The 24,947-nt window shown below is 72.4% G+C and carries 17 protein-coding genes and 2 tRNA genes; 13 read left to right on the top strand and 6 right to left on the bottom strand.

The features are described 5' to 3' along the window. Positions 1 to 447 (top strand): aldehyde dehydrogenase family protein (locus tag BMX97_RS08405; protein WP_143074578.1); only part of this gene is annotated, 447 nt, incomplete at its 5' end. A gap of 95 nt (positions 448 to 542) precedes the next feature. Next, on the top strand, positions 543 to 1,217 hold the full coding sequence (locus BMX97_RS08400) for a transporter substrate-binding domain-containing protein (RefSeq protein ID WP_244538337.1): 675 nt from the start codon (positions 543 to 545) through the stop codon (positions 1,215 to 1,217). Positions 1,218 to 1,459: 242 nt separating this feature from the next. Here BMX97_RS08400 and BMX97_RS08395 read toward each other — a convergent pair whose 3' ends face one another. Continuing rightward, positions 1,460 to 3,151, bottom strand: a complete 1,692-nt coding sequence (locus tag BMX97_RS08395) for a methyl-accepting chemotaxis protein (protein WP_091747913.1) — start codon at positions 3,149 to 3,151, stop codon at positions 1,460 to 1,462. A gap of 597 nt (positions 3,152 to 3,748) precedes the next feature. Here BMX97_RS08395 and BMX97_RS08390 point away from each other — a divergent pair. Then, the gene (locus BMX97_RS08390) at positions 3,749 to 4,474 is read left to right on the top strand and encodes a class I SAM-dependent methyltransferase (RefSeq protein WP_091747910.1); all 726 of its coding nucleotides are present in this window, start codon (positions 3,749 to 3,751) and stop codon (positions 4,472 to 4,474) included. 68 nt (positions 4,475 to 4,542) lie between these two features. Here BMX97_RS08390 and BMX97_RS08385 read toward each other — a convergent pair whose 3' ends face one another. The 3 genes from BMX97_RS08385 to BMX97_RS08375 form a co-directional block, all read right to left on the bottom strand. Then, positions 4,543 to 4,749: a hypothetical protein gene (locus tag BMX97_RS08385; RefSeq protein WP_060846025.1), complete on the bottom strand. Its 207-nt coding sequence runs from the start codon at positions 4,747 to 4,749 to the stop codon at positions 4,543 to 4,545. Between the two features lie 86 nt (positions 4,750 to 4,835). Then, positions 4,836 to 4,910 (bottom strand) — tRNA-Val (locus BMX97_RS08380). A gap of 143 nt (positions 4,911 to 5,053) precedes the next feature. Next, positions 5,054 to 5,128 (bottom strand) — tRNA-Val (locus tag BMX97_RS08375). 482 nt (positions 5,129 to 5,610) lie between these two features. Here BMX97_RS08375 and BMX97_RS08370 point away from each other — a divergent pair. The 5 genes from BMX97_RS08370 to BMX97_RS08350 all read left to right on the top strand — a co-directional run bounded on the left by BMX97_RS08370 (position 5,611) and on the right by BMX97_RS08350 (position 18,569). Continuing rightward, the gene (locus BMX97_RS08370; protein ID WP_244538340.1) at positions 5,611 to 7,707 is read left to right on the top strand and encodes a glycosyltransferase family 2 protein; all 2,097 of its coding nucleotides are present in this window, start codon (positions 5,611 to 5,613) and stop codon (positions 7,705 to 7,707) included. An 85-nt stretch (positions 7,708 to 7,792) separates the two neighbouring features. Further along, positions 7,793 to 9,097: a UDP-glucose dehydrogenase family protein gene (locus BMX97_RS08365; RefSeq protein WP_091747907.1), complete on the top strand. Its 1,305-nt coding sequence runs from the start codon at positions 7,793 to 7,795 to the stop codon at positions 9,095 to 9,097. Between the two features lie 76 nt (positions 9,098 to 9,173). Next, positions 9,174 to 9,410, top strand: coding sequence for an Lrp/AsnC ligand binding domain-containing protein (locus BMX97_RS08360; protein ID WP_048426071.1), 237 nt, complete (start codon positions 9,174 to 9,176; stop codon positions 9,408 to 9,410). A 355-nt stretch (positions 9,411 to 9,765) separates the two neighbouring features. After that, the gene (locus BMX97_RS08355; RefSeq protein ID WP_091747904.1) at positions 9,766 to 17,202 is read left to right on the top strand and encodes a type I polyketide synthase; all 7,437 of its coding nucleotides are present in this window, start codon (positions 9,766 to 9,768) and stop codon (positions 17,200 to 17,202) included. Continuing rightward, on the top strand, positions 17,199 to 18,569 hold the full coding sequence (locus BMX97_RS08350; RefSeq protein ID WP_091747902.1) for an aminotransferase class I/II-fold pyridoxal phosphate-dependent enzyme: 1,371 nt from the start codon (positions 17,199 to 17,201) through the stop codon (positions 18,567 to 18,569). Before BMX97_RS08355 ends, BMX97_RS08350 begins: the two co-directional genes overlap by 4 nt. Before the next feature lie 144 nt (positions 18,570 to 18,713). On the opposite strand, the gene aroB is transcribed toward BMX97_RS08350, so the two are convergent. Both aroB and BMX97_RS08340 read right to left on the bottom strand, forming a co-directional pair. Beyond that, positions 18,714 to 19,832 (bottom strand): 3-dehydroquinate synthase, encoded by a 1,119-nt coding sequence (gene aroB, locus BMX97_RS08345; protein WP_244538336.1) that lies wholly within the window; start codon positions 19,830 to 19,832, stop codon positions 18,714 to 18,716. 31 nt (positions 19,833 to 19,863) lie between these two features. Beyond that, the gene (locus tag BMX97_RS08340) at positions 19,864 to 20,544 is read right to left on the bottom strand and encodes a shikimate kinase (RefSeq protein WP_236012750.1); all 681 of its coding nucleotides are present in this window, start codon (positions 20,542 to 20,544) and stop codon (positions 19,864 to 19,866) included. A 243-nt stretch (positions 20,545 to 20,787) separates the two neighbouring features. Here BMX97_RS08340 and BMX97_RS08335 point away from each other — a divergent pair, with 243 nt between their 5' ends. The 5 genes from BMX97_RS08335 (at position 20,788) to BMX97_RS08315 (ending at position 24,897) form a co-directional block, all read left to right on the top strand. Beyond that, complete coding sequence (locus BMX97_RS08335) at positions 20,788 to 20,934, top strand: hypothetical protein (RefSeq protein WP_048426069.1); 147 nt, start codon at positions 20,788 to 20,790, stop codon at positions 20,932 to 20,934. Positions 20,935 to 20,944: 10 nt separating this feature from the next. Then, entirely contained in the window at positions 20,945 to 21,865 is a 921-nt protein-coding gene (locus tag BMX97_RS08330) for a site-specific tyrosine recombinase XerD (RefSeq protein ID WP_091747898.1), read from the top strand. An 88-nt stretch (positions 21,866 to 21,953) separates the two neighbouring features. Continuing rightward, a complete protein-coding gene (locus tag BMX97_RS08325) occupies positions 21,954 to 23,024 on the top strand; it encodes an endonuclease/exonuclease/phosphatase family protein (RefSeq protein WP_091747895.1) in 1,071 nt (356 codons plus the stop codon). 112 nt (positions 23,025 to 23,136) lie between these two features. Beyond that, positions 23,137 to 23,916, top strand: a complete 780-nt coding sequence (locus tag BMX97_RS08320) for a FadR/GntR family transcriptional regulator (RefSeq protein ID WP_091747892.1) — start codon at positions 23,137 to 23,139, stop codon at positions 23,914 to 23,916. A gap of 21 nt (positions 23,917 to 23,937) precedes the next feature. Beyond that, positions 23,938 to 24,897: a dihydrodipicolinate synthase family protein gene (locus tag BMX97_RS08315; protein ID WP_091747890.1), complete on the top strand. Its 960-nt coding sequence runs from the start codon at positions 23,938 to 23,940 to the stop codon at positions 24,895 to 24,897. Positions 24,898 to 24,947 lie beyond the last annotated feature (50 nt).

The raw sequence follows: 24,947 nt of genomic DNA, 5'->3' as shown, positions 1-24,947 counted from the left end.
GGGCGGACCCTGAGCCTGCAGGGCTACGAGAACGGGTACTTCGTCGGCGGCACGCTGTTCGACCGGGTGACGCCCGAGATGACGATCTACAAGGAGGAGATCTTCGGGCCGGTGCTGGCGGTGGCGCGTGCGCCCGACTACGCGACGGCGGCGCGGATGATCAACGAGCACGAGTTCGGCAACGGGACGGCGATCTTCACGCGCGACGGCGACGCGGCGCGGGAGTTCGCGCACCAGATCCAGGTCGGGATGGTGGGGATCAACGTGCCGATCCCGGTGCCGATGGCGTTCCACTCGTTCGGGGGCTGGAAGGCGTCGCTGTTCGGCGACCACCACATGCACGGGCCGGAGGGGGTGCGGTTCTACACCCGGTTGAAGACCATCACGACCCGCTGGCCCACCGGCATCCGCGCCGGCGCCGAGTTCGTGATGCCGACGATGAAGTGAGGGCCGGCGGCGAAGGAGGCGGGGCCGAGCCTCCTTCGCCTGATCCCGGCTGGGCGCTTGGGACGCTTGGGGGCACACCGACGATGAGAGATCCCGTGACGAGCGATCCGGCGGCGGACCGGCCTGTGCGCATCGCGATCAATCTCGCCAACGCGGCGCTCGTGCGGATCGGGGAGCACGACGGCGAGCCGTACGGGATCGCCGTCGACCTGGGCCGCGCCCTCGGCGAGTGGCTCGATCGCCCGGTCCGCCTCGTGACCTTCCCGTCGGCCGGCGCCCTCATGGCGTCCGTCGGCGACGCCGGATGGGACGTAGCGTTCATCGCCGTCGATCCGGCGCGCGCCGACCGCGTGGCGTATAGCCGCCCTTACAAGCGCATCGAGGCCGTTTTCGCCGTCCGGGAGACGAGTCCGCTCCGGACCGGCGGCGACGTCGACCGGCCGCAGGTGCGGGTCGCGTCGGCGGCCGGGGCCGCCTACCACGGCCATCTCGCCCGCTCCCTCCGGCACGCCGAGCTGTCGACGGTGCCGACGCCGGGCGACGCTCTGCGGCTCCTCTGCGAAGGCGGATGCGACGTTGCGGCGGGCGTCAGGCAGGCCGTCGAGGCGTTCGCGGCGCAGCGCACGGATCTCCGTCTCCTGCCGGGCCGGTTCATGGCGATCGAGCAGGCGCTCGCCGTGCCCCTACAAGGGACGCTCGGCGCAGGCGTGCTCGATGAGTTTCTCGCGCATGCAGCCGCGAAGGGGATGATCGATGACGATGCGATCTAATGCTTTAGTTCCAAGGCAACTGTAGAAACATCGTATTTATACAAGAGATTTTTTGGATCCGTTTTGACCGACTTCGAAAATTCCGGTTCGTCGCTTGCTGGATGCAGGGCCGGCGCCATCGCCCGTCCGAGGCAGCGGCCCTGCCGGGCAGGACGACGGCCCCGAAAAGGGGCCGTCGACGGGGATCGCGGCGGCCCGCTCGCCTTCTCGTCGCGAGCGCCGGCCGACGAAAAAAGGCGGTTTCAGGCGGCCCGCACGGTGGCGAGGAAGCGGGCGACCTCGGCGCCGAGATGCTCGGATTGCCGCGACAGCTCGGAGGCTGCGGACAGGACCTGTCCGGCGGCCGCCCCCGTCTCCTCCGATGCCTGCGCCACGCCGGCGATGTTGCCGGTCACCTCGGTCGTCCCCACCGAGGCCTGGGCGACGTTGCGCACGATCTCCTGCGTGGCCGCGCCCTGCTGCTCCACCGCCGCCGCGATCGACGTCGCCACGCTGTCGATCTCCCGGATGCGGCCCGTGATCGCGCCGATCGCCGTCACCGCCTGCGCGGTCACCCCCTGCACCTCGCCGATCTGGCGCGCGATCTCCTCGGTCGCCTTGGCGGTCTGCTCGGCCAGCGCCTTCACCTCCGTGGCCACCACCGCGAAGCCGCGCCCCGCCGCGCCGGCGCGCGCCGCCTCGATCGTGGCGTTGAGCGCCAGCAGGTTGGTCTGGCCGGCGATGCCCGAGATCATCCCGACCATGTCGCCGATCCGGCCGGCGTTCTGGCTGAGCGCCTGGACGAGCTGCGCGGTCTGGCTCGCCTCGCCCACCGCCGCCTGGGCGAGTTGGGCCGAGCCGGTCACCTGGCGGCCGATCTCCTGCACCGAGGCGCCGAGCTCCTCGGCCGCCACCGCGACCGTGTTGACGTTGGTGGCGGCTTCTTCCGCGGCGGCGGCCACGGTGGTCGACTGGGAGGCGGTCTCCTGGGCGGTGTCGGTCATCTGCTGGGCGGTGGCCTGGAGTTCGGTGGCCGACGACGAGACCATGCCGACGATGCCGCCGACGGCGCGCTCGAAGGCGTCGGCGAGTTCGATCATGGTGCGCTTGCGCTCGGCGGCCGCCGCCGCGTCGGCCAGGCGCTTGACCTCGGCCTCCTCGGCGGCCTTGCGGGCGACCATCGCCTTGATGCCCTCGACAGCCTTGCCGACGGCGCCGATCTCGTCGCCGCGGCCGGCCTCCCGGATCTCGGCGTCGATCTCGCCGCGGGCCATGCGCTGCAGCACCCCGACGAGGCCGGCGAGCGGACGGGTGACGCCGAAGACCACGATGAGGACCGAAAGCGCGACCGCCCCGATCAGCCCGGCCGCCGCCGCGGCGGTCAGCATCCACACGGCCTTCGACACGGATTGCTCCGCCTCGTCGCGGGCCTGTCGCAGCTCGGCGTTCAGGCGATCGACGCGCTCCTCGACGAAGGTCCGCATCGTCTCGCGGGCGGCGCCGGCGTCGACCAGCAGGGCCTTGACCGCCGCCTCGTTGTCGTTCTTGAGGCCGAGGGCGGCCGCCTTGTCGGTGGCGGCGAAGAATGTCTGCAGGAGGCGTTGAAGCGTCTGGTTGGCGGCTTGGCGCTGCGGCGTATCGGCCATCGCGATCAGGGTGTTCGCGGCGTCGAGCGAGGCCTTCACGGCGGCGTCGTAGCGGACCTTGTACCCCGCCATTTCCCGCTCGCGGGTCTCGAGGATGAGGTTGCGGGCCGCGATGGCGACCTCGTTGGTGTTGATCCGGATGCTCAGGATCCGCTCGAGCCGGACGGTTTGCTGGTCGACGATGCTGCGCATCTGCTTGGCCAAGCCGTCGAGACTGCCGACGGCATAGACGACCAGCCCGCAGGACACGGCCGCCATGAGCAGCAGCGGCACGACCGATTTCAGCACGATTTTGGTGTTGCGAAGCATGACAGATTCCCCCATCCGGCAATTTTTATGCAAACAGTATCTTCCAAACATAATTTATAACTCGCTAACGCGCGCAACTTTTTTCCTGGTTTCGCAAATAAAAACTCCAACACGTATTTCGCGAATGATCGAATAGCGATAGAAATATTTTTTGTATTCTGAGTGACGACATGTGGTTATCATTTTTTGCTGCAGGCTATAGGGATATGGAATAGCTTCCGTTAAGGCGGAACGAGCGGACCGTCATCTGCTGAACATTCGATGCCAATCAAATCGCCCTGCAATCCAATCGCGCACGTCAGGGCGGCCGGGCGATGTGCCGCCGACGGCTTCGATCCCTGCTGCCGCTCCGCCCGCATCGACCGACGCTCCGTGCCCATGCCCGCATCGCGCGGACGATCCGGTCGGATATCGGCCCGCTCGGGGTGGCGTCGTCCCGGGCGCGGCCATGCCCGCCCGGTCCGGCATGCCGCTCCAAGTTGGAACGCCAAGCTTGACGGTCGCATGGGTTGTTTCTACCCTGCGGCGTGATCCGTGATGATGTCGATCGTATAAGACGGGGGCAGGTGAATGGGTGCCGCTTCGTCACGATACGATGTGGAAGAGCATGCCGGATCGAACTACAGGGAAGTCCTGGCGAAGATCCACGCGACGTTGCAGCCGCGCAATTACTTCGAGATCGGCACCCGGGAAGGCGGCACGCTCGCCTTGGCGAAGTGCGACGCGATCGCCGTCGATCCCACCTTCGTCATCGCCGATCCCGCCATCTTTTCGACGCGCCGGATGTCGCTGCTGTACCAGATGACGTCCGACGACTTCTTCGCACGGTTCGATCCCAGGGACCTGTTCGGCGAGCCCGTCCAGTTCGCCTTCCTGGACGGCATGCACCGGTGCGAGTTCCTGCTCAGGGATTTCTACAACACGGAGGCGGTGTCCGCCCCGAACTCGGTGATCGCCCTGCACGATTGCCTGCCGCCGGAACTGCCGATGACGGCGCGCACCGAGGCGGGCATCGTCCCGGTCAAGCCGTCGCGCACCGGGTGGTGGACCGGCGACGTCTGGCGCACGGCGCTCCTCCTCAAGCAGGTCCGGCCCGACCTGGAGATCCTGGCGCTCGATTCCTTCCCGACCGGGCTCGTGCTGGTCACCAACCTCGATCCCGGGTCGTCGTACCTGAAGGACAACTACAACACCCTCCTCAAGAGGATGATGTCGTACGACCTGGCGACGATCGGCATCGAGCGCTTCTTCGAGGAGATCCGGGTCGTCAGCACGTCCGAGATCGACAGCGACGAGAAGCTGACGGCGCGGTTCTGGCTCTGAGGGGCCGTCGCGGCACGGTCGCCGCGCCCCGTCCCGGGCGCGGTCGGCTGCAACACGCGAGGGGGCCTTCAGCCCTCCGCGGCCCGCAGCGAGCGGGCGCAGGCCGAGAGGATCGCCCGCGCGGTCTCCGGGTAGTCGCCGTCCAGGACTGCCTCGAGGGTGCCGACGGTCTCGGCCAGCAGCGCCTCGCCGTCGGCGACGCCCTGCTTGTGCAGCGCGACCGCGAGCGCGGTCGTTAGGGTGGCGAAGGCGACACCCACATCCTGGTCGGTCATGAGAGGATTCCGTTCCGTCGCGGAGCCGGCCGCCGGGCGATGCTGCCGGGCTGCGAGCCTCTCCGGGGGGAAGGACCGGGGTACGATGGTGGGCGCGACAGGGATCGAACCTGTGACCCCTACGATGTCAACGTAGTGCTCTCCCGCTGAGCTACGCGCCCATCGCCCCGTGCAAGCCGTGGCTCGCCGTGCGGTCCGTCTTCGGGCGGTCCCGTCGCCGGGGCGCCCTGGTCTCGTACAAGCGACCGAGCGGTCTCGGTCTCGTCGCGCTCCGGGGGGATGACCCCTGACATCCGAAGTGCGATGGTGGGCGCGACAGGGATCGAACCTGTGACCCCTACGATGTCAACGTAGTGCTCTCCCGCTGAGCTACGCGCCCTCGAGGCCGTGTGGGCGGCCCCGGTGTGAGAGGGCGTATAGAGGCAGTCGCGGCGGGTGACAAGACGGTTCCGCGGGCCGGCACGGTTTTCCGTTGCCGGCTCCCGACGGCGGCTCCAGATAGCGGCTTGGGCCGGGCGCCGGCCGGGCGGTCCCGCCCGCCGGGCGCCGCGGCCGTCCGAGCCTCGATCGCGCCTGCCCCGGGCTCTGGCCGGGCCTTGCCAGCCGCTCCCGCCGCCTGCTACACGGTCGGCCGCCTGACTTGGCGTAACCAATTGATTTCGTTGAGAATGACGAGGCCCGGCTCCGCTCGCCGGCCCCGCGGCGGCGATAGAGGCGCGAGCACAGGTGACGGCCCAGACCCCTTCCGCGTCCCTCCCCGCTTCCCGGCCCGCCGCCCTGCAGGCGTCGCTCCGCCTCGGGCGCGGCCGCGTCGTCCGGCGCGACTTCGCCCGCCTCGCGCTCGAGTTCGGGGCCGAGGGGCTGAGCCTCGACGTGGCGGATCTCGGGCTCGGGGCGCGCTGGGTCTCGATCGCCTTCAAGGACGAGAACCACGGCGCCTTCAGCCGGGTCGAGCTCACCGCCATCGTGGACGGGCCGGAGGGGCCGCAGGGCACCAGCCTCGACGAGCGCGCCTTCGGCCACGGGCGCTTCACCTGGCTCGGGCGGCTGCCCGCCGGCACCACGTCCCTGCGGCTGACCCCGATGCTCGGCGAGCCGGCGCTGGCCATCGCCGAGTTCACCGTCACGGTGCGCAGCCGCCTCGCCCTCGTCGGCCGGGCGGCCCTGCGCCGGCCGGTCCTCACCGCCCAGGCTCTCTTCTGGCGCTCCGTCGGCAAGCGGGTGCGCTCGCAGCACCGCCTCGCCCGCGCCCTCGTGCCGCCGGGGCTCACCGGCTACGACACCTGGGTCCGTCACTTCGACACCCTGAGCGAGGCCGACCGCGGCCGCATCGCGGCCGAGGTGGCGCAGTGGCGCGAGCCGCCGCTGATCTCGGTGGTGATGCCGGTCTACGATCCCGGCCCCAAGGTTCTGGAGGAGGCCCTGCGCTCGGTGCGCGGGCAGCTCTACCCGCATTGGGAGCTCTGCATCGCCGACGACGCCTCGACCGACCCGGCGGTGCCGCGGCTGCTCGCCCGGGCGGCGGCCGAGGACCCGCGCATCCGCGTCGAGCGCCGGGCCGAGAACGGCCACATCGCGGCCGCCACCAACACCGCGCTGGCGCTCGCCCGCGGCGCCTACGTCGCCTTCATGGACCACGACGACGTGCTGCCGGCCCACGCCCTTTATGAAGTGGCGAAGGCGATCCGGCGCGAGCCCGACCTCGACCTGATCTACAGCGACGAGGACAAGATCGACGCCGACGGCCGGCGCTTCGAGCCGCACTTCAAGGGCGACTGGAACCCCGAGCTCCTCTACGGCCAGAACTACCTCAACCACCTGACGGTGGTGCGCCGCAGCCTCGTCGCGGCGGTGGGGGGGCTGCGCTCGGGCTTCGAGGGCAGCCAGGACCACGACCTGCTCCTGCGCCTGAGCGACCGGCTCGACCCCGCCCGGGTGCGCCACCTGCCGGCGATCCTGTACCACTGGCGCACCGCGATCGGCTCCGGCACCTTCTCGGACGCGTTCCTGGCCCGGGCCGAGGCGGCGCGCCTCCAGGCCCTGGAGGAGCTGGTGGCACGCCGCGGCTGGCCGCACCGGGTCGAGCGCGGCCCGCTCGGCTTCAACCGGCTGGTGCGCGCCCTGCCCCACCCGGCCCCGCTCGTCTCGGTGGTGATCCCGACCAGGGACCGGGCCGAGCTGCTGCGCGTCGTCCTCGACGGGCTCCTGACCGGGACCGACTATCCGGCGATCGAGGTCGTGGTGGTCGACAACGGCAGCACCGAGCCCGCGGCCCTGGCGCTCCTGGAACAGGCCGCCGCCGATCCGCGGGTGCGGGTCCTGTCGCGGCCCGGCCCGTTCAACTTCTCGGGGCTCTCGAACGATGGTGCTGCGGCCGCGCGCGGGCCGCTGCTCCTGTTCCTCAACAACGACATCGAGGTCGTCGCGCCGGGCTGGCTCACGGAACTGGCCTCGATCGCGGTCGAGGACGGGGTCGGCGCGGTCGGCGCCAAGCTGTCCTATCCGGACGGCACGCTCCAGCACGGCGGCGTGGTGCTGGGGGTCGGCGGCGTCGCCGGCCACAGCCACCCGGATATCGGGCCCGACGACCCCGGCTATTTCGGCCGCATGGTGATCTCGCAGGAGGTCTCGGCGGTCACCGGCGCCTGCCTGATGATGCGGCGCGCGGTGTTCGAGGAGGTCGGCCGGTTCGACGCCGCGCATCTGGCGGTGGCCTTCAACGACATCGACCTGTGCCTGCGGGTGCGCAGGGCCGGCTACCGGGTGATCTGGACGCCGCACGCCGCCCTGACCCACCACGAATCGAAGAGCCGCGGCAAGGAGGACACCCCCGAGAAGCGGGCCCGCTTCGAGGCCGAGGTCGCCACCATGACCGAGCGCTGGGGGCCGGAGCTGCGCAACGACCCCTACTACAACCCGAACCTCGCCCGGGCGAAGGCGCTGTTCCGCCTCTGGTGACGGGGCGGACGTTGCCCGTTTTGCACTGCAACGCTACAGCGGTGCCCGCGGGCGCCGCGCCGCGCCGCTGCCGGGAGGACGTGAGATGCGCGTTGCGATGGTGGGGGCGGGCTATGTCGGCCTGGTCTCCGGAGCCTGCTTCGCCGATTTCGGCCACACCGTCACCTGCGTCGACACGGCGCCGGAGAAGATTGCCGCCCTCAAGGAGGGCCGCATCCCGATCTACGAGCCCGGCCTCGACGCGCTGGTCTCCGAGAACGTCCGCCAGGAGCGCCTGACCTTCACCACGGACCTCGCCCAGGCGGTCGCCGGGGCCGACGCGGTGTTCATCGCGGTCGGCACGCCCTCGCGCCGCGGCGACGGCTTCGCCGACCTCTCCTACGTCTACCAGGCGGCGCGCGACATCGCCGCCGCCGTCACCGGGCCCACCGTCGTCGTCACCAAGTCCACGGTGCCGGTCGGCACCGGCGACGAGGTCGAGCGGATCGTCCGCGAGGCGCGGCCGGACTTCGCCATCGCGGTCGCCTCGAACCCCGAATTCCTGCGCGAGGGCGCGGCGATCTCCGACTTCAAGCGGCCCGACCGCATCGTCGTCGGTGCCGACGATCCCGCCGCGGCCGCCGTGGTGAGCGAGCTCTACCGCCCGCTCTACCTCAACCACGCGCCGATCCTGGTGACGAGCCGGCGCACCGCCGAGCTGACCAAGTACGCGGCCAACGCCTTCCTGGCCACCAAGATCACCTTCATCAACGAGATCGCCGACCTCTGCGAGCAGGTCGGCGCCGACGTGCAGGAGGTCGCCCGCGGCATCGGCCTCGACAACCGCATCGGGCGCAAGTTCCTGCATGCCGGTCCCGGCTACGGCGGCTCGTGCTTTCCCAAGGACACGCTGGCGCTGGTCAAGACCGCCCAGGATGCGGGCTCGCCGGTGCGCCTCGTCGAGACGGTGGTGGCGGTCAACGACAGCCGCAAGCGCGCCATGGCCCGCAAGGTGATCGCCGCCTGCGGCGGCTCGGTCCGCGGCAAGCGGATCGCCGTGCTGGGGCTGACCTTCAAGCCCAACACCGACGACATGCGCGACGCGCCCTCGCTGTCGATCATCACCGGGCTGCAGGATGCCGGCGCCGCGGTGACGGCCTACGACCCGGAGGGCATCGAGCAGGCCCGCCCGCTCCTGCCCGGCGTGGCCTATGCCTCCGACCCCTATGCCTGCGCGGAGGGCGCGCACGCTCTCGTGATCGTGACCGAGTGGGACGCCTTCCGGGCGCTCGACCTCAAGCGCCTGCGCGAGGCGATGGCCGCGCCGGTTCTCGTCGACCTGCGCAACGTCTACCGGCCCGAGGATGCCCGCAGGCACGGCTTTGCCTATGCCAGCGTCGGGCGACCCTGACCGATCCGCCGGATCCCGATCGACGATCGGGATCCGTTCCCTATCATGAATCCAGACGATCGCCGGGAGCGAGCCGATGCAGACCTTCTTCGTCGAGATCAAGTGCCGCCTGGGCAAGACCTACACCGTGGCGAGTGCTCTGGCCGATCGGGAGATCGCCTCCGAGATCTACTCCACGGCCGGCCATTACGACGTGCTCGCCAAGTTCCACGTCGATGACGGTGTGGATATCGGGCATTTCGTGGCCGAGCACGTCCAGACCATCGCGGATATCCAGGATACCCGCACCATCATCACCTTCAAGGCATTCTGAGCGCGGTCGGCCCGGCTCGCCGCTCCGCCCCATTGCCACCCGATTCGTCGGGTCTAAGGCGGAGCGGGCGCGGCCGGTCCGGTGCGCGTTCGAGCTTGACAGCATTACCTGTGAGTTCTGGTATTTCTACCGGATGACAGTCTTGTGGCGCCTATGCGGGCCTTCTGCCTCGCTATGCCGCAGGACTTCGACTGATGAAGGCATGTCACAGGTCGGCCAAGTCTTGCCCCATCGGTGCTGATGGCTCCGTTCCGGGGTTGGCGCGGTGCCGGCCTCATACTATGGGTTAGGGTGAATGCCCGGGTGCGGCGCCGCCGCGTCCCGTCCTCCGTAAATGAGCGTGTGCGAAGCGAACGTGATACAGCGTCCTGACATCGCGATCATCGGTCGGTCCTGCCGGCTGCCGGGCGCCTCTGGCGTCGACAGCCTGTGGCAGATGCTCGTCGAGGGACGGTGCGCCGTCTCGCGCATCCCGGAGGACCGCTGGTCCCTGGAGCGCATGGGCCACCCCCGGGCGCAGGAGCGCGGCAAGAGCTACACCTGGGCGGCCGGCGTCATCGACGATCCGTGGTCGTTCGATCCGTCGGTCTTCGGCATCTCGCCCCGCGAGGCCGAGCAGATGGACCCGCAGCAGCGCCTGCTGCTGGAGCTAACCTGGGAGGCCCTGGAGAATGCGGGCCTGCGGCCGTCGGCGGTCGCCGGCAGCCCGATCGGCGTGTTCGTGGGCGCCTCCTCGCTCGATTACGGCAACCTGCGGGTGCTCGACACCGCCTCGGGCGACGCCTACGCGGCGACCGGCAACACGCTGTCGATCCTCTCGAACCGCATCTCCTACATCTTCGACCTGAAGGGGCCGAGCTTCACCCTCGACACCGCCTGCTCGTCGTCCCTCGTCGCGCTGGACGCCGCGGTCTCGGCGATCGCCTCCGGGCGGATCGACACGGCGGTGGTGGCGGGCGTGAACCTGCTGGTCAGCCCGTTCAACTTCGTGTCGTTCTCGAACGCCTCGATGCTGTCGCGCACCGGCCTGTGCCAGGCCTTCTCGGCCAGCGCCGACGGCTACGTGCGGGCCGAGGGCGGCGTCGTCCTGGTGCTGCAATCGGCCGAGGCCGCCGCCCGCAACGGCGCGACCGTGCGCGGCGTGATCGCCGCCTCGAAGGTCAACTCGGACGGGCGCACCACCGGCATCTCCCTGCCGTCGGGCTACGCGCAGGGCGCGCTGCTGGAAGAGATCTACCGCGAGGCCGGGGTCGCCCTCGACGCCATCACCTTCATGGAGGCCCACGGCACCGGCACCCCGGTCGGCGACCCGATCGAGGCCGGCGCCATCGGCGGCAAGCTCGGCCGCGGCCGCTCGACCCCGCTGCCGATCGGCTCGATCAAGACCAATATCGGCCATACCGAGCCGGTCTCCGGCCTCGCCGGCCTGCTCAAGGCCAGCCTGGCGCTCGAGCACGACCTGCTGCCGCCCTCGCTGCACAGCGCCGAGCTCAACCCGGCGATCCCGTTCGACGAGCTGAACCTCGCGGTCAACCGCACCCTGCGCCCCCTGCCCCGCACCGGCGCGGAGCGCTTCGCCGGCGTCAACTCGTTCGGCTTCGGCGGCACCAACGCCCACGTCATCCTGACCGACCCGGCGCCCGTCGCGGCGGCGGCCGCCGCGCCGGTTCCCGCCCCCGAGGTGCTGCTGGTCTCGGCCCAGACCAAGGCGGCCCTCGCCGACCTCGCCCAGGACTACGCCACCCGCCTCGACGGGGCGGACGCGGCCGAGGTGTCGCGCGTCGCCGCCGCCGCCGCGCATCGCCGCGAGCGCCTGCCGGTGCGCGCCGCGATCCCGCTGCGCGACCTCGACGCCGAGTCCGTGACCGAGGCGCTGCGCGCCATCGCCGAGGGCGAGGAGACGCCCGCAGCCTCCCTCGCCACCGCGGTCGAGCGCGCCGGTGGCGTCGCCTTCGTGTATTCGGGCAACGGCAGCCAGTGGGCCGGCATGGGCCGGGACGCCTACGCCCTCAACCCGGTCTTCCGCGCCCGCTTCGACGAGACCGACGCCCTGTTCCGGCCGCTCGCCGGCTGGTCGCTCAAGGACGCGCTGTTCGCCGACGACCTGGAGGCGCGGCTCGCGCTCACCAGCGTGTCGCAGCCGCTGATCTTCGCCATCGAGGCCGCCTCCACGGCCGCCCTGAAGGCCGTCGGCCTCACCCCGACGGCGATCGTCGGCCACTCGGTCGGCGAGATCGGCGCCGCGGAGGCCGCCGGCATCCTGACGCTCGAGCAGGCGGTGAAGGTCATCTTCTACCGCTCGAAGCACCAGGAGGCGACCCGCGGGCTGGGCACCATGGCGGTGCTGCTCGCCCCCGTGGAGGAGGTCGAGGCCTTCCTCGTCGACTATCCCGCGCTCGACATCGCCGCCCTCAACAGCCCGAAGGCCGTGACGGTGGCGGGTCCCGTCGCGATGATCGACGCCGCCATGAAGGCGCTGGCGCGCAAGCGCCGCCGCGGCCGCAAGCTCGACCTCGACTACGCCTTCCACGGCCGCCTGATGGATCCGATCGAGGCGCCGCTGCGGCGCGACCTCGCCGGCCTCGCGCCCTCCGCCGGCACCGTGCCGCTGGCCTCGACGGTGACCGGCGATATGCTCGACGGCACCGCCTTCGATGCCGGCTACTGGTGGCGCAACATCCGCGAGCCGGTGCGCTTCAGCGCGGCGGTCCAGGCTGCGGCGCAGGCCGGCGCCCGGATCTTCGTCGAGGTCGGCCCGCGCCCGACCCTGCTGCCGCATATCGGCGACTGCCTCGAGCCCCTCGGCCTCGACGGCGCCACCGTCGGCGTGCTGCCGAAGAAGACGCTCGCCGCCGACCCGTTCCGGCGCGCGCTGGCCGCGGCCCTCGCCGCGGGCGCGGCGGTCGACGAGGCCGTGGCCTTCGGGACCGACCCGGCCGGGGCCGTGGCGCTGCCGCACTACCCCTGGCAGCGCAAGGTCTTCCGCCTGCCCGAGACCACCGAGGCGGTGAACCCCGCGAGCGCCCGGCCCTACCATCCGCTGATCGGCGCCCGCCAGGGTGCGGACGGCCTGGAATGGCTGGCCCATCTCGACGTCGCGACGGTGCCCGAGCTCGACGACCACCGCATCGACGGCCAGGCGATCCTGCCCGGCGCGGGCTTCGCCGAGATGGCGCTGGCGGTCGGCCGCGAGGTCGTGCGCTCCGAGGGCGTGACGCTCGCCGACCTCGAGATCCAGCAGCCGATGGTCTTCGCCGAGGAGGGCGTGCGCGAGGTGCTGTCCCGGTTCTCTCCGGGCGCCAACCTGGTGCAGATCCTCTCCCGGCCGCGCCTGAGCCAGGCGCCCTGGCAGCTCCACGCCGTCGCCAAGCTGGTCGAGGGCGAGAGCCCGGCCCCGGCGCGCCTCGCGGTCGCGGCCCTGCCCTCCGAGACCACGATCGACGGCGAGGCGCTCTACGCCCGCGCCCGGGCGTCGGGCCTCGGCTTCGGCCCGTCCTTCCGCCAGGTCGCCCGCTCGGCCCGGCTCGACGAGGCCACCATCGTCTCCGAGCTGCAGCCGGCTCACGCCGAGGCCCGCTACGGCCTGGCGCCGGCGCGGCTCGATTCGTGCTTCCACGGCCTGATCCTGCTCTTCGCCGACCTCCTCGGCGAGGCGGCGACCCGGGCCTACGTGCCGATCCGCTTCGGCGAGATCCGGCTGGTGCGCCCCGGCGCGGCCATCGCCCGGGCGGTGATCCGCACCCGGCGCTGCAACGAGCGCAGCATCCTGGCCGACTTCACCCTGGTGGACGAGGCCGGCGAGGTCATCGCCACCTTGCGCGAGGGCCGGTTCCAGGCCCTGCGGATGAAGGCCGGGGGCGACCTCGACGCCTTCGCGATCCGCCAGTTCACCGAGCTCGCCACCGAGCCGACGGCGATCGCCCTGGAGCCGCAGCCGGCGGTCGCCGCCCTGGTGCGGCGCCAGGCCGGCGCGGTCACCGCCAAGGGCGATGCCGCGCTCGGCGCCGGCCACATGCTGCTCGAAGGCTGGGCGACCTCGCTGGCCGACCGGCTCGCCCGCGGCCTCGCCGTCGGCGGCATCGTCGACGTCCCGGCCTCGCGCCGGCTGCCGGCGGCCTTGCGCCCCTGGCTCGTCAACCAGCTCATGGCGCTCGAGGTCAGCGGGCTGGCCGAGGCCGCGGGCGACGACCGCTGGCGCCTGCGCGCCGACGTGACGCTGCCGGCGACCGACGAGATCATGCGCTGGATCGCGGCCGACCATCCCGAATTGTCGGCCGAGCTCCTGCTCTGCGCCGATCTCGGCGCCGTGGTGTCGCGCATCCTCGCCGGGACCCTCTCCGACGCCCCCTCCCTGCCGCAGGCGGCGCTCGACGCCTTCTGCCTGCGTGGCGCCACCGTGCGGGCTTCGGCCGACGCGGTGATGCGCCTCCTCGACGACAGCGCCGCCGCGCTGCCCCGCGACCGGGCGCTGCGCCTGCTCCAGGTCGGGTTCGGGCCGCTCTCGGCCCAGGTCGCGACCTTCGCCGGCCTGCACGAGGCGCGCCTCACGGTGTTCGAGGCCGACCGGCGCCTCGCCGAGCGCGCCCGCCTCGCCCTGCCGTCGGGCGTCACGATCGTCGAGGATCCGGCGCAGCTCGGCCTCGCCGCCTTCGATGCCGTGCTGGCGAGCGACGTGCTCCACCGCGCCTCCCGCGACCTCTTCACCCCGCTCGCGGCGTCGCTGGCGGCCGGCGGATTGTTCGCGGCGGTCGAGCCCGGCGCCTCGCTGTTCCGCGACATGGTGTTCGGCCTCGGCGCCGGCTGGTTCGAGGTCGCCGGCAACCTGCCGGTCGGGCGCCTCGACGACGTGGCGGGCTGGCAGCGCTCGTTGAGCGCCGTCGGCCTCGTCAAGGTCGCGGCCGACCGGGCGGTCACCCGCAACGGCAACGACCTGCTGCTGCTCGCCGAGGCCCCGCCCCGGCCGAAGGCCGCCGCCGGCCAGACCTTCGCCTTCGTCATCGGCTCCGAGGACGAGTTCGCGGCCGAGACCGCCTCGTCGCTGGCGACCCTCCTGGTCGCGGGCGGGGTCCACGTCTCGATCATCCTCGATTCCGAGGCCTCGCTGCGCGAACTGGAGCGCGAGACCCCCGACACGGTCGTCTACCTCGCCGGGGCCTTCAACCGCGGCGGCGAGGCGGCCGAGCGGCTGCGCGAGCGCTGCCTCGGGCTCAAGCGCTGCGTCGAGCATCTCGGCACCCGCCAGACCCGGCTCTGGGTCGTCTGCCCCGGCGCCACCCGCGACCGCGGCGGGCCGGCCTGCAGCGTCGAGGCCGGGGTGTGGGCCTTCACCCGCACGCTCGCCAACGAAGTGGCCTCCCTCGACGTGCGCCGCATCGACCTCTCGCCGTCGATCTCCTCGAAGCGCGCCGCCGAGCGCCTGCGCGACCTGATCCTGTCGGGCACGCACGAGACCGAGATCGTGGTCGACGACGACGCCACCCGGGTGGTGCGCTTCGCGCAAGGGGCGCGGCCCGTCCGCCGCTCCGGCGCCGCGGCTCCGGCCGCGCGGCTCGAGCGCAGCACCACCGGCGGCCTCAACGAGATGCATTGGGGTCCGGCCGAGCGGGTCGCCCCCGGTGCCGGCCAGATCGAGATCGCGGTCGAGGCCACCGGCCTCAACTTCCGCGACGTGCTCTGGGCCCTGTCGATGCTGCCGGAGGAGATCCTCGAGGACGGCTTCGCCGGTCCCCGCCTCGGCCTCGAATGCGCCGGCCGCGTCGCGGCGGTCGGTGCGGGCGTGACCGCGTTCAAGCCCGGCGACCGGGTGGTGGCCTTCGCCCAGTCGGGCTTTGCCACCCACATCGTGGTGCCCGAGATGGTCGTGGCGGCCGCCCCCGAGGGGCTGTCGTCCGAGGCGGCCGCCACCACGCCGGTCGCCTTCCTCACGGCCTTCTACGGCCTCGTGACGCTCGCCCGCCTCAAGGCCGGCGAGTGGGTGCTGGTCCATGGCGGCGCCGGCGGCGTCGGCCTCGCGGCTCTCCAGATCGCCCGGATGCGCGGCGCCCGGGTCATCGCCACCGCGGGCTCGAACGAGAAGCGGGCGCTGGTCAAGGCGCTGGGCGCCGAGCACGTGCTCGATTCCCGCTCGCTCGCCTTCGTCGACGACATCCGCCGCATCACCGGCGACGGCGTCGACGTGGTGCTCAACAGCCTGTTCGGCGAGGCGATGGAGCGCAGCCTCAACTCGCTCAAGCCCTTCGGGCGCTTCGTCGAGCTGGGCAAGCGCGACTACGTCGCCAACACCCATATCGGCCTGCGACCGTTCCGCCGGAACCTGTCCTACTTCGGCGTCGACCTCGACCAGCTGCTCCAGTTCCAGCCCGACGAGGGCAAGCGGCTGTTCCGCGAGGTGATGGCGCTGTTCACCGACGGCAGCCTGAAGGCGCTGCCCTACCAGCCCTTCGCGGCGGAAGAGGTCTCGGACGCCTTCCGGCTGATGCAGCAATCGGGTCACGTGGGGAAGATCGTGATCGCGCCGCCGAAGGCCGGCACGATCCCGGCCGAGACGGGCAAGCCCTTCGTGGTCGCCACCGACCGCGTCCACCTCGTCACCGGGGGTCTCGGCGGCTTCGGCATCGAGGCGGCGCGCTGGCTCGCCGACCGGGGGGCGCGCCACATCGCGCTCGTCGGCCGCAAGGCGCCGTCCGGCGAGCCCGCGCTCTCGACGATCGCCGAGCTGAAGGCCCGCGGCGTGTCGGTCCAGGTCGAATCCTGCGACATCGCCGATCGTGCCTCGGTCCAGCGCCTGCTGGATCGCGTCGAGGCCAAGGGGGTGAAGCTCGCCGGCATCATCCACGGCGCGATGGTGCTGCAGGACGGCCTGATCGCCAACCTCGATCCGGCGGCGCTGGAGGCGGTGATCGCCCCGAAGGTAATCGGCGCCGGCCACCTCGACGCGCTCACCCGCGACCGGGCGCTCGACTACTTCGTGCTGTTCTCCTCGGCAACGACCTTCATCGGCAATCCGGGCCAGGGCTCCTACGTCGCCGCCAACGGCTTCATGGAGGGGCTGGCCCGCCAGCGCCGCCGCCTCGGCCTGCCGGCCCTGGCGGTGGCCTGGGGCGCCATCGGCGATGTCGGCGTGCTCGCCCGCAACAAGGCGGTGATGGAGACGCTGGCCGGCCGCGTCGGCGTCACCCCGGTCGATGCCCGCAAGTCCCTCGACCTGATGGCCGAGGCGCTGGGCGTGCAGGGCGGTGCCTCCGACGACGGGGTGATCGCCATCGCGTCGATGCACTGGGGCAAGGCGCGCGAGCGACTCGCCACCCTGCGCTCCCCGAGCTACGCCAGCCTCGGTTCCGAGCAGCAGGCGGAGGCCGGTGGCGCGGTCGCGATCAGCATCCCGGGCCTGCTCCGCGCCAACGACCTCGACGACGTGCGCAAGACGGTGGCGGATGCCATCGTGGAGGACATCGCCCGGATCCTGCGCCTGCCCAAGGACGACATCAGCCGGGTGCGCCAGCTCTCCGAGATCGGCCTCGACTCGCTGATGGGCGTCGAGCTCGGCGCGAGCCTGCAGGAGCGCTTCGGCCTCGACGCGCCGCCGTCGGGCGTGTCGAGCGGCCAAACCGTGACCGAACTCGCCGACACCCTGATCCAGTCGGTGGCGGCCCCGGTCGACGAGAGCGCGGCGGCGGTGGTCAGCCTGTCGCAGCGCCACGGCGGGGTCGAGTCGGCCGATGCCGAGGCGCTGCAATCCCTCCAGGCGCTGGTCGAGAAGAACAGCCAGGACATCAAGGTCATCACCCAATGAGCAGCGGATCCTCCCACGGCGCGGGCGGGCGCGAGGCCCTGGCGGGCTTCGTCGCCGCCCGCCTCGGCAAGGCTCCCGTCCGCCCCGCCCCGGCCCGGCCGGAGCCCAAGCCCGCGCTCGCGCAGGCCCAGAGCTTCGACAGCCTGCCGGCCTACAAGGAGCTGAAGCTCCAGCGCTCCGCCGCCGACCTGATCGGCCTCGGCAACCCGTTCTTCCGCGTCCACGACGCCAAGGCCGGCGCGACGACGCAGATCGACGGGCGGACCTTCACCAACTTCTCGTCCTACGACTATCTCGGGCTCAACGGCCATCCGGAGGTGAACGCGGCGGCGCAGGCCGCGCTGTCGACCTACGGCACCTCGGCCTCGGCGAGCCGGATCGTCGCCGGCGAGCGCCCGGGCCACCTCGTCCTCGAGAAGGCGCTGGCCGCCCATTACGGCACCGAGGCCTGCGTGGTCATGGTGAGCGGGCACGCCACAAACGTCGCCACCATCGCGGCGCTGCTCGAGCCCGGCGACGTGATCTACCACGACGCCCTGATCCACAATTCGGTGGTCACCGGCGCGCAGCTGTCGGGCGCCCAGCGCCGCAGCTTCGCCCATAACGACCTCCAGGCCCTCGAGTCGCTCCTGCACGCGACCCGCCACGAGCACCGCCGGGCGCTGATCGTGATCGAGGGCCTCTACAGCATGGACGGGGACGCCCCCGACCTCGCCGGGTTCGTCGCCCTCAAGGAGCGCTACGGCGCCTGGCTGATGGTCGACGACGCCCACGGCCTCGGCGTGCTGGGCAAGGACGGCCACGGCCTGCACGAGCATTGCGACGTGCCCCCCGGCAGCGTCGACATCTGGATGGGCACGCTGTCGAAGACGCTCTCGTCCTGCGGCGGCTACGTTGCGGGAGCCGGCGCGCTCGTCGAGCTCCTGAAGTGCACCGCGGGCGGCTTCGTCTACTCGGTCGGCCTCTCGCCGCCGCTCGCCGCCGCCGCCACCGCCTCGCTGGCGCTGATGCTGCGCGAGCCGGAGCGGGTCGCGCGGCTGCGCCGCAACGGTTCGCTGTTCCTCGCCTGTGCCCGCGAGCGCGGCCTCGATGTCGGCACCAGCCTCGGCCTCGCCGTGGTGCCGGTGATCCTCGGCGACTCGCTCAAGGCCGTGACCCTGTCGGACCGGCTCTTCCAGCGCGGCATCAACGTGCAGCCGATCATTCACCCGGCGGTGCCGGAGCGCTCGTCGCGCCTGCGCTTCTTCATCACCTCCGAGCACACGCCCGAGCAGATCCGCGAGACCGTGACGGTGCTCGCCGACGAGCTCGACGAGCTGAACCAGGGCGGCTCGCTGGTCGAGCGGCTGATGGCGCGGCGGGCCTGACGGCCCCACCCCGGGTCCCGTCGCGGGGCCCGGGCGCTTCCCGGACGAGGCGACCGGCGTTCGGCCAGGGTCCGCACCGATCCGCAGGTCTGGATCCCGGGCTCCGCCTCGGCGGCCCGGGCCGTGTCGTGACCGGATGCCCCGTCAGCCGCGTAGCTCGTCCACCAGGAACTCCCGCACCGCCCCGGCCTCGATGCCGGGGGCGATGAAGCTCCGGCCGATGCCGCGGGCCAGGATGAAGGTCAGGGCGCCGTCGCGGACCTTCTTGTCCTGGCGCATCGCGTCGAGGAGCTGGTCGGCGTCGCCGCTTCCGCCCGGAACCTGATCGAGCCGCGTCGGCAGGCCGGCGAGCGCCAGGTGGTTGGCGACGCGGCCGGCATCCTGTCCCGGGCACAGGCCGAGCCGGGCCGAGAACCGGAAGGCGAGGCACAGGCCGATCGCCACCGCCTCGCCGTGGACGAGGCGCGCCGCCTGGTAGCCGGTCAGGCGCTCGAGGGCGTGCGCGAAAGTGTGGCCGAGGTTGAGCAGCGCCCGCTCGCCGTCCTCGCGCTCGTCGCGCACCACAACCCCGGCCTTGGCCCGGCAGCAGGAGGCCACCGCCGTCTCCCGCGCAGGCCCCCCGGCATAGATCTCGGCGAGGTTCGCCTCGCACCAGGCGAAGAAATCGGGGTCGTCGATCAGCCCGTACTTCGCCACCTCGGCGTAGCCGGCGCGCAGCTCGCGCGGCGGCAGGGTGTCGAGGGTCGCGGTGTCGGCGATGACGAGGCTCGGCTGGTGGAAGGCGCCGACGAGGTTCTTGCCGTGGGGCGAGTTGATGCCGGTCTTGCCGCCGACCGAGGAATCGACCTGGGCGAGCAGGCTGGTCGGTGCCTGCACGAAGCGAACGCCCCGGCGCAGCGAGGCCGCCGCGAAGCCCGCGAGGTCGCCGACCACGCCGCCGCCGAGCGCCAGCACGAGGTCGCCGCGCTCGATCCGGTGGCCGATCAGCCCGTCGCAGACCTGGGCGAAGCCCGCGTAGCTCTTCGAGCCCTCGCCGGGCGTCACCGCGATGAGCGCCGTGCGCAGGCCCGCCCCGGCGAGCGCGTCGGTGACGGCCGCGCCGTACTCCGCCGCCACGGTCTCGTCGCTCACCACCGCGACGGCCCGGGCCTTGAGCGCGGCGACGCGGGCGCCGATCCCCGCGAGCAGGCCGCGTCCGACCAGGATGTCGTAGGCCCGGCCCCCGTCGAGGGGGACGTGAACGGTCTGGATCTGCGCGGTCACGGCGTCGTCCGTCGTCGAGCGGGAATTCGTATCAGTGGGCGGCGAAGCTGTGGCCGGCGGTCTCGGGCTCGCCGCCGGTCTCGGGCGGCGAGCCCGTGGGATCGCCCGCCGCGCCGCCGGCATAGCCGTCCGCCGGGTCGCCCAGCATGTGGGCGTCGAGGGCTTCCAGCACGTCCTGCACCACCCGGTCGTGCGAGACCTCGCGGGAGACCACCATCACGTCGGCCCCGCCATAGACGGGATGGCGCAGGTCCATCAGCCGCCGCATCGTGCCCTCGGGGTCCTCGTTCTGGAGCAGCGGCCGGCCCGGCCGCTTGCGCACCCGGCGCATCAGCACGTCGAGCTCGGCCTTGAGCCAGACCGAGACCCCGGACTCGCCGATGCGCTGGCGGGTTTCGGGCCGCATGAAGGCGCCGCCGCCGGTGGCGAGCACCATCGGCCCCTCGCGCAGCAGGCGCGCGATCACCCGCTCCTCGCCGTCGCGGAAGCTCGGCTCGCCGTAGATGGCGAAGATGTCCGGGATGGTCAGGCCGGCCGCGGCCTCGATCTCGTGGTCGGCGTCCTTGAAGATCAGGCCGAGGCGGCCCGCCAAGCGCTTGCCGACGGTGCTCTTGCCCGCGCCCATGAGGCCGACCAGCACGATCGAGCGCAGGCCGAGGCCTCGGCGCACGCGCGACTCGATCGATGGCTCATGAGGGGGGCGCTGGCTCATGCGGCGTTCTTTAGCCTGTTTTTCGCGCAGGGCGAAACGGCGGATATCGGGGAAAAACCACGCGCTTCGCCGGTGCCTCTGCGTTCGCTTCGGCACCCGCGCAACAGCCGCCGGCATTCCGCGCTGCAGCACGGGACCCGGCCTTGCCTCGCGGGGCGGCGCGTGGTCGAACCGACGGCCAAGGTGGCGGCTGGCTCCGGTCCGCGCCGCTCGTTGCCACGCGTATCCCGGGGCCCGTCCGACGTGCCGACCCTCTTCCGCTTCCTCGTCGTGGTGGCCGTCCTGGCCGGGATCGCCTTCGCGGCGATGTTCGCCCTCGCCACCTTCGTCGAGCCGACCCCGCGCGAGATCTCCGTCACGATCCCCAACGCCAAGCTGCAGCCGAAATGAGCGGCGGGCTATGAGCACCCTGGGCCCCCAGGGCCTGATGCACGCCTATCTCGACATGCTGGCCGCCGAGCGGGGCGCGGCCGCCAACACGCTCGCGGCCTACCGGCGCGACCTCGACGACTATCTCGCCCATCTGGCGGGCCTGCGCCTCGATCCCGGCGCCGTCGAGCCCGCGGGCATCCGGGCCTACCTCGCCGAGCTGGAGGCGCGCGGCCTCAAGAGCACCTCGGCGGCGCGCCGGCTGTCCTGCGTGCGCGGCTTCCACCGCTTCCTCTATGCGGAGGGCCTGACCGAGGGCGATCCCACCGCCCCGGTCTCGGGCCCCAAGCGCGGCCGCGGCCTGCCCAAGGTGCTCTCGGTGGCCGAGGTCGACCGGCTGCTCGCCGTCGCCAAGGAGGCCGCCGCCAAGGCGCCGAACCCCGCCGAGGCGGCCCGGGCCGGGCGGATGCACTGCCTGATCGAGCTTCTCTACGCCACGGGCCTGCGCGTCTCCGAGCTGGTCGCCCTGCCGCGGGCGGCGGGGTCCACCAAGGAGCGGTTCCTGGTGGTGCGCGGCAAGGGCGGGCGCGAGCGCCTGGTGCCGCTGACCGAGGTGGCGCGCTCCGCCATGGCGGCCCACCTCGGCACCCTGACGGCCCCCGGCCCCTGGCTGTTTCCCGCCGACAGCGAGACCGGCCACATCACCCGCCAGGCCTTCGCCCGCGACCTGAAGGCGGTGGCCGCCGCCGCCGGCCTGCGCACCGACAAGATCAGCCCGCACGTCCTGCGCCACGCCTTCGCCAGCCACCTCCTGCAGAACGGCGCCGACCTCCGGGTGGTGCAGGAGCTGCTGGGCCACGCCGACATCTCGACGACGCAGATCTACACCCACGTCCTCGACGAGCGCCTGAAGCAGATGGTGCGCGACCTCCACCCGCTGGCAAGCGCCTGATCCTGTCGCGCCCCGGGTGACGCCGGGGCGGACGCGACCTATCTCGTCCCCCGGTGCGGCGGAAGAAGCCGCGGGGGGAAACGCACGCGTGCCGGTCTCGACCCTGTCCCTCGTCGCGCAGATCCTGGCGGCGCTCCTCGTCGCCGCGACGCTGCTGCCGTTCTGGCGCAGCCGCGCCGGGCTGGTGCGCACCTTCGACTTCCCGCGCTTCCAGATCGCGGCCGCGATCCTGCCGGTCCTGGTCCTGCTGGTGGCGGCCGGGCACGATGCCGTCTCGCTCGCCCTCGGGGCCGGGCTCCTGGCCGCGCTCGGCCTGCAGCTGCGCCACATCCTGCCCTTCACGCGCCTGGCGCGGCCGACCGCCGAGGCCGCCCCGGCGGACGCCGCGCGGGAGCGCCGCGTCGCCATCCTGATCGTCAACGTGCTGCAATCGAACCGGGCCTACGACCGGCTCCTGCGGGTGGTGGAGCGCCACGACCCCGACATGGTCCTGGCGCTCGAGACCGATGCCGGCTGGCGCGACGCCCTCGATCCGCTCCGGGCGCGCTACCCCCACGGGGTCGACCAGGCGCAGGACAACACCTACGGGCTGATGTTCTACTCGCGCCTGCCCCTCGACGACGTCCGGGTGCGCTTCCTGATCGAGGACGACGTGCCCTCGGTGCGCGCCGGAGTTACCCTGCCGTCGGGCGAGCGCTTCACCTTCCACGGCGTGCATCCGCGCCCGCCGCATCCGGGCCACAGCAGCGCGACCCGGGACGGCGAGCTGGTGCTGGTCGCCCGCGAGGTCGCGCGCGAGGGCGGCGCCACGGTGGTGGCGGGCGACCTCAACGACGTCGCTTGGTCGCGCACCACGGGGCTGTTCCAGGCCATCGGCGGCCTCCTCGACCCGCGGGTCGGGCGCGGCGCCTACCCGACCTTCCACGCCGACTGGCCGATCCTGCGCTGGCCCCTCGACCACGTCTTCTTCTCCGAGCATTTTCTGCTCGCCCGGCTGGAGCGGCTGGAGCATGTCGGCTCCGACCACTTCCCGATCCTGATCGAACTGTGCCGCGACGCGCGCGCCGAGGCGGTGCAGGAACCCCCGGCTGCCGATGCCGACGACCGGCGGGAGGCCGCCGAGGCGGTGACGGAGGCGCGCGAGGCCGCCGGATCGTGACGGTCCGACGGAGTGAAAAGTCAAACAGTATGACTTTTCAGCCGGCCGACCTCGTGCTGTAACGGGCCGGCCGGCGCCGCGGGGGCGCCGCCTTGCACGAGCCCGGCCACGGATGCGCGCACCCTTCGTCCTGTCCGGCGACAACGAGCCCGGCGGCGTCCCCTCCGGCGCGGCGGGCGGGCTGGTGGTGATCCCGGCCGGGCGCGCCCGGTCGAACCACGCCGCGGTGGCGCGCAGCCTGGGCACCGCGATCATCGCCGGCCGCTACCCGGCGGGGGCCCGGCTGCCCGGGGACGGCGAACTGCTCGCCGCCTTCGGGGTGTCGCGCCCGGTCCTGCGCGAGAGCGTCAAGACGCTCGCCGCCAAGGGGCTTTTGACCACCAAGGCCCGGGTCGGCACGGTGGTGCGCGAGCGCGCGGCCTGGAACATGTTCGACGCCGACGTGCTGGCCTGGCACCTCGAGGCCGGCATCGACCGGCGCTTCCTGCGCGATCTCGCGGAGATCCGCCTCGCCGTCGAGCCGGCGGCGGCGGCGCTTGCCGCCGAGCGCCGGGGGCCGACCGACATTTCCGCCCTGGAGGCGGGCCTGGCGCGGATGCGCGACGAGGCTTCCGATTCCGCCGGTTTCGCCGAGGGCGACCTCGCGCTGCACGTCGCGATCGCGGTCGCCTCCGGCAACCCGTTCATGCGCTCGATCGGCGGGGTGATCGAGGTGGCGTTGCGCGCCTCGTTCCAGCTCAGCGCCCCCGTCGAGGCGGCGGAGCGCGAGGCCACGCTTACCGCCCACGCCGCCATCGTGGCGGCCATCGCCGACCGCGATCCCGCGGGCGCCGCGGAGGCCGTCCGCCACGTCATCCACAACGGCCTGCGCCGCCACGGCGCCGCGGCCTGACCGAGCCCCGGAGGAAACGCCATGTCCGTACGAGAAGCGACGTCCACCCGAGAGACGACCCCCGCGCCGCGCCCCTATCGCGGCGTCTTCCCCGTCGCCCCGACGATCTTCCACGAGGACGGCACCCTCGACCTCGACGGGCAGCGCCGGGCGATCGACTTCATGATCGAGGCCGGCTCCAACGGCCTGTGCATCCTCGCCAACTTCTCCGAGCAGTTCGTCCTCACCGATGCCGAGCGCGACGAGGTGATGACGGCGGTGCTCGCGCACGTCGCCGGGCGTGTGCCGGTGATCGTCACGACGACCCACTTCGCCACCCATATCTGCGCCGAGCGCTCGCGCCGGGCGCAAGACCTGGGCGCCGCCATGGTGATGATCATGCCGCCCTATCACGGGGCGACGATCCGGGTGACCGAGGCGGGAATCGAGCGGTTCTTCCAGGCGGTCTCCGACGCGATCTCGATCCCGATCATGATCCAGGACGCGCCGGTCTCCGGCACCACGCTGTCCGCCGCCTTCCTGGCGCGGCTCGCCCGCGAGGTCGAGAACGTCTCGTACTTCAAGATCGAGACGGCGCAGGCCGCGGCGAAGCTCCGCACGCTGCTCGAGCTCGGCGGCGACGCGATCGAGGGCCCGTGGGACGGCGAGGAGGCGATCACGCTGCTGGCCGACCTCGATGCCGGCGCGACGGGTGCGATGACCGGCGGCGGCTATCCGGACGGCATCCGCCAGATCCTCGACCCCTACCTCGCCGGGCGGCGCGACGAGGCGGTGCAGGCCTACGGCCGCTGGCTGCCGCTGATCAACTACGAGAACCGCCAGACCGGGCTCGCCGCGGCCAAGATCCTGATGAAGGAGGGCGGCATCATCCGCTCCGACGCCGTGCGCGCGCCCCTGGAGCTGCCCCACCCGGCGACCCGGGCCGGGCTGATCGAGATCGCCCGCAGCCTCGACGCGGCGGTCCTTCGCTGGGGGCGCTGACGGCCTGTAGCCCGGAACCACCCCGCGGGAGGCGGCCTCGCCCCCGCACG

It is taken from the genome of Methylobacterium sp. ap11 (assembly GCF_900110515.1).
Taxonomy (GTDB): domain Bacteria; phylum Pseudomonadota; class Alphaproteobacteria; order Rhizobiales; family Beijerinckiaceae; genus Methylobacterium; species Methylobacterium ajmalii.
Note: the sequence above shows the minus strand (reverse complement) of the source record. Positions and strands in the feature narration are given on the sequence as shown.

Excerpts from the sequence above, each read along its gene's own strand:
- BMX97_RS08395 (WP_091747913.1), bottom strand. The coding sequence starts at position 3,151 with ATGCTTCGCAACACCAAAATCGTGCTGAAATCGGTCGTGCCGCTGCTG.
- BMX97_RS08385 (WP_060846025.1), bottom strand. The coding sequence starts at position 4,749 with ATGACCGACCAGGATGTGGGTGTCGCCTTCGCCACCCTAACGACCGCG.
- BMX97_RS08365 (WP_091747907.1), top strand. The coding sequence starts at position 7,793 with ATGCGCGTTGCGATGGTGGGGGCGGGCTATGTCGGCCTGGTCTCCGGA.
- BMX97_RS08360 (WP_048426071.1), top strand. The coding sequence starts at position 9,174 with ATGCAGACCTTCTTCGTCGAGATCAAGTGCCGCCTGGGCAAGACCTAC.
- BMX97_RS08350 (WP_091747902.1), top strand. The coding sequence starts at position 17,199 with ATGAGCAGCGGATCCTCCCACGGCGCGGGCGGGCGCGAGGCCCTGGCG.
- BMX97_RS08340 (WP_236012750.1), bottom strand. The coding sequence starts at position 20,544 with ATGAGCCAGCGCCCCCCTCATGAGCCATCGATCGAGTCGCGCGTGCGC.
- BMX97_RS08330 (WP_091747898.1), top strand. The coding sequence starts at position 20,945 with ATGAGCACCCTGGGCCCCCAGGGCCTGATGCACGCCTATCTCGACATG.
- BMX97_RS08320 (WP_091747892.1), top strand. The coding sequence starts at position 23,137 with ATGCGCGCACCCTTCGTCCTGTCCGGCGACAACGAGCCCGGCGGCGTC.
- BMX97_RS08315 (WP_091747890.1), top strand. The coding sequence starts at position 23,938 with ATGTCCGTACGAGAAGCGACGTCCACCCGAGAGACGACCCCCGCGCCG.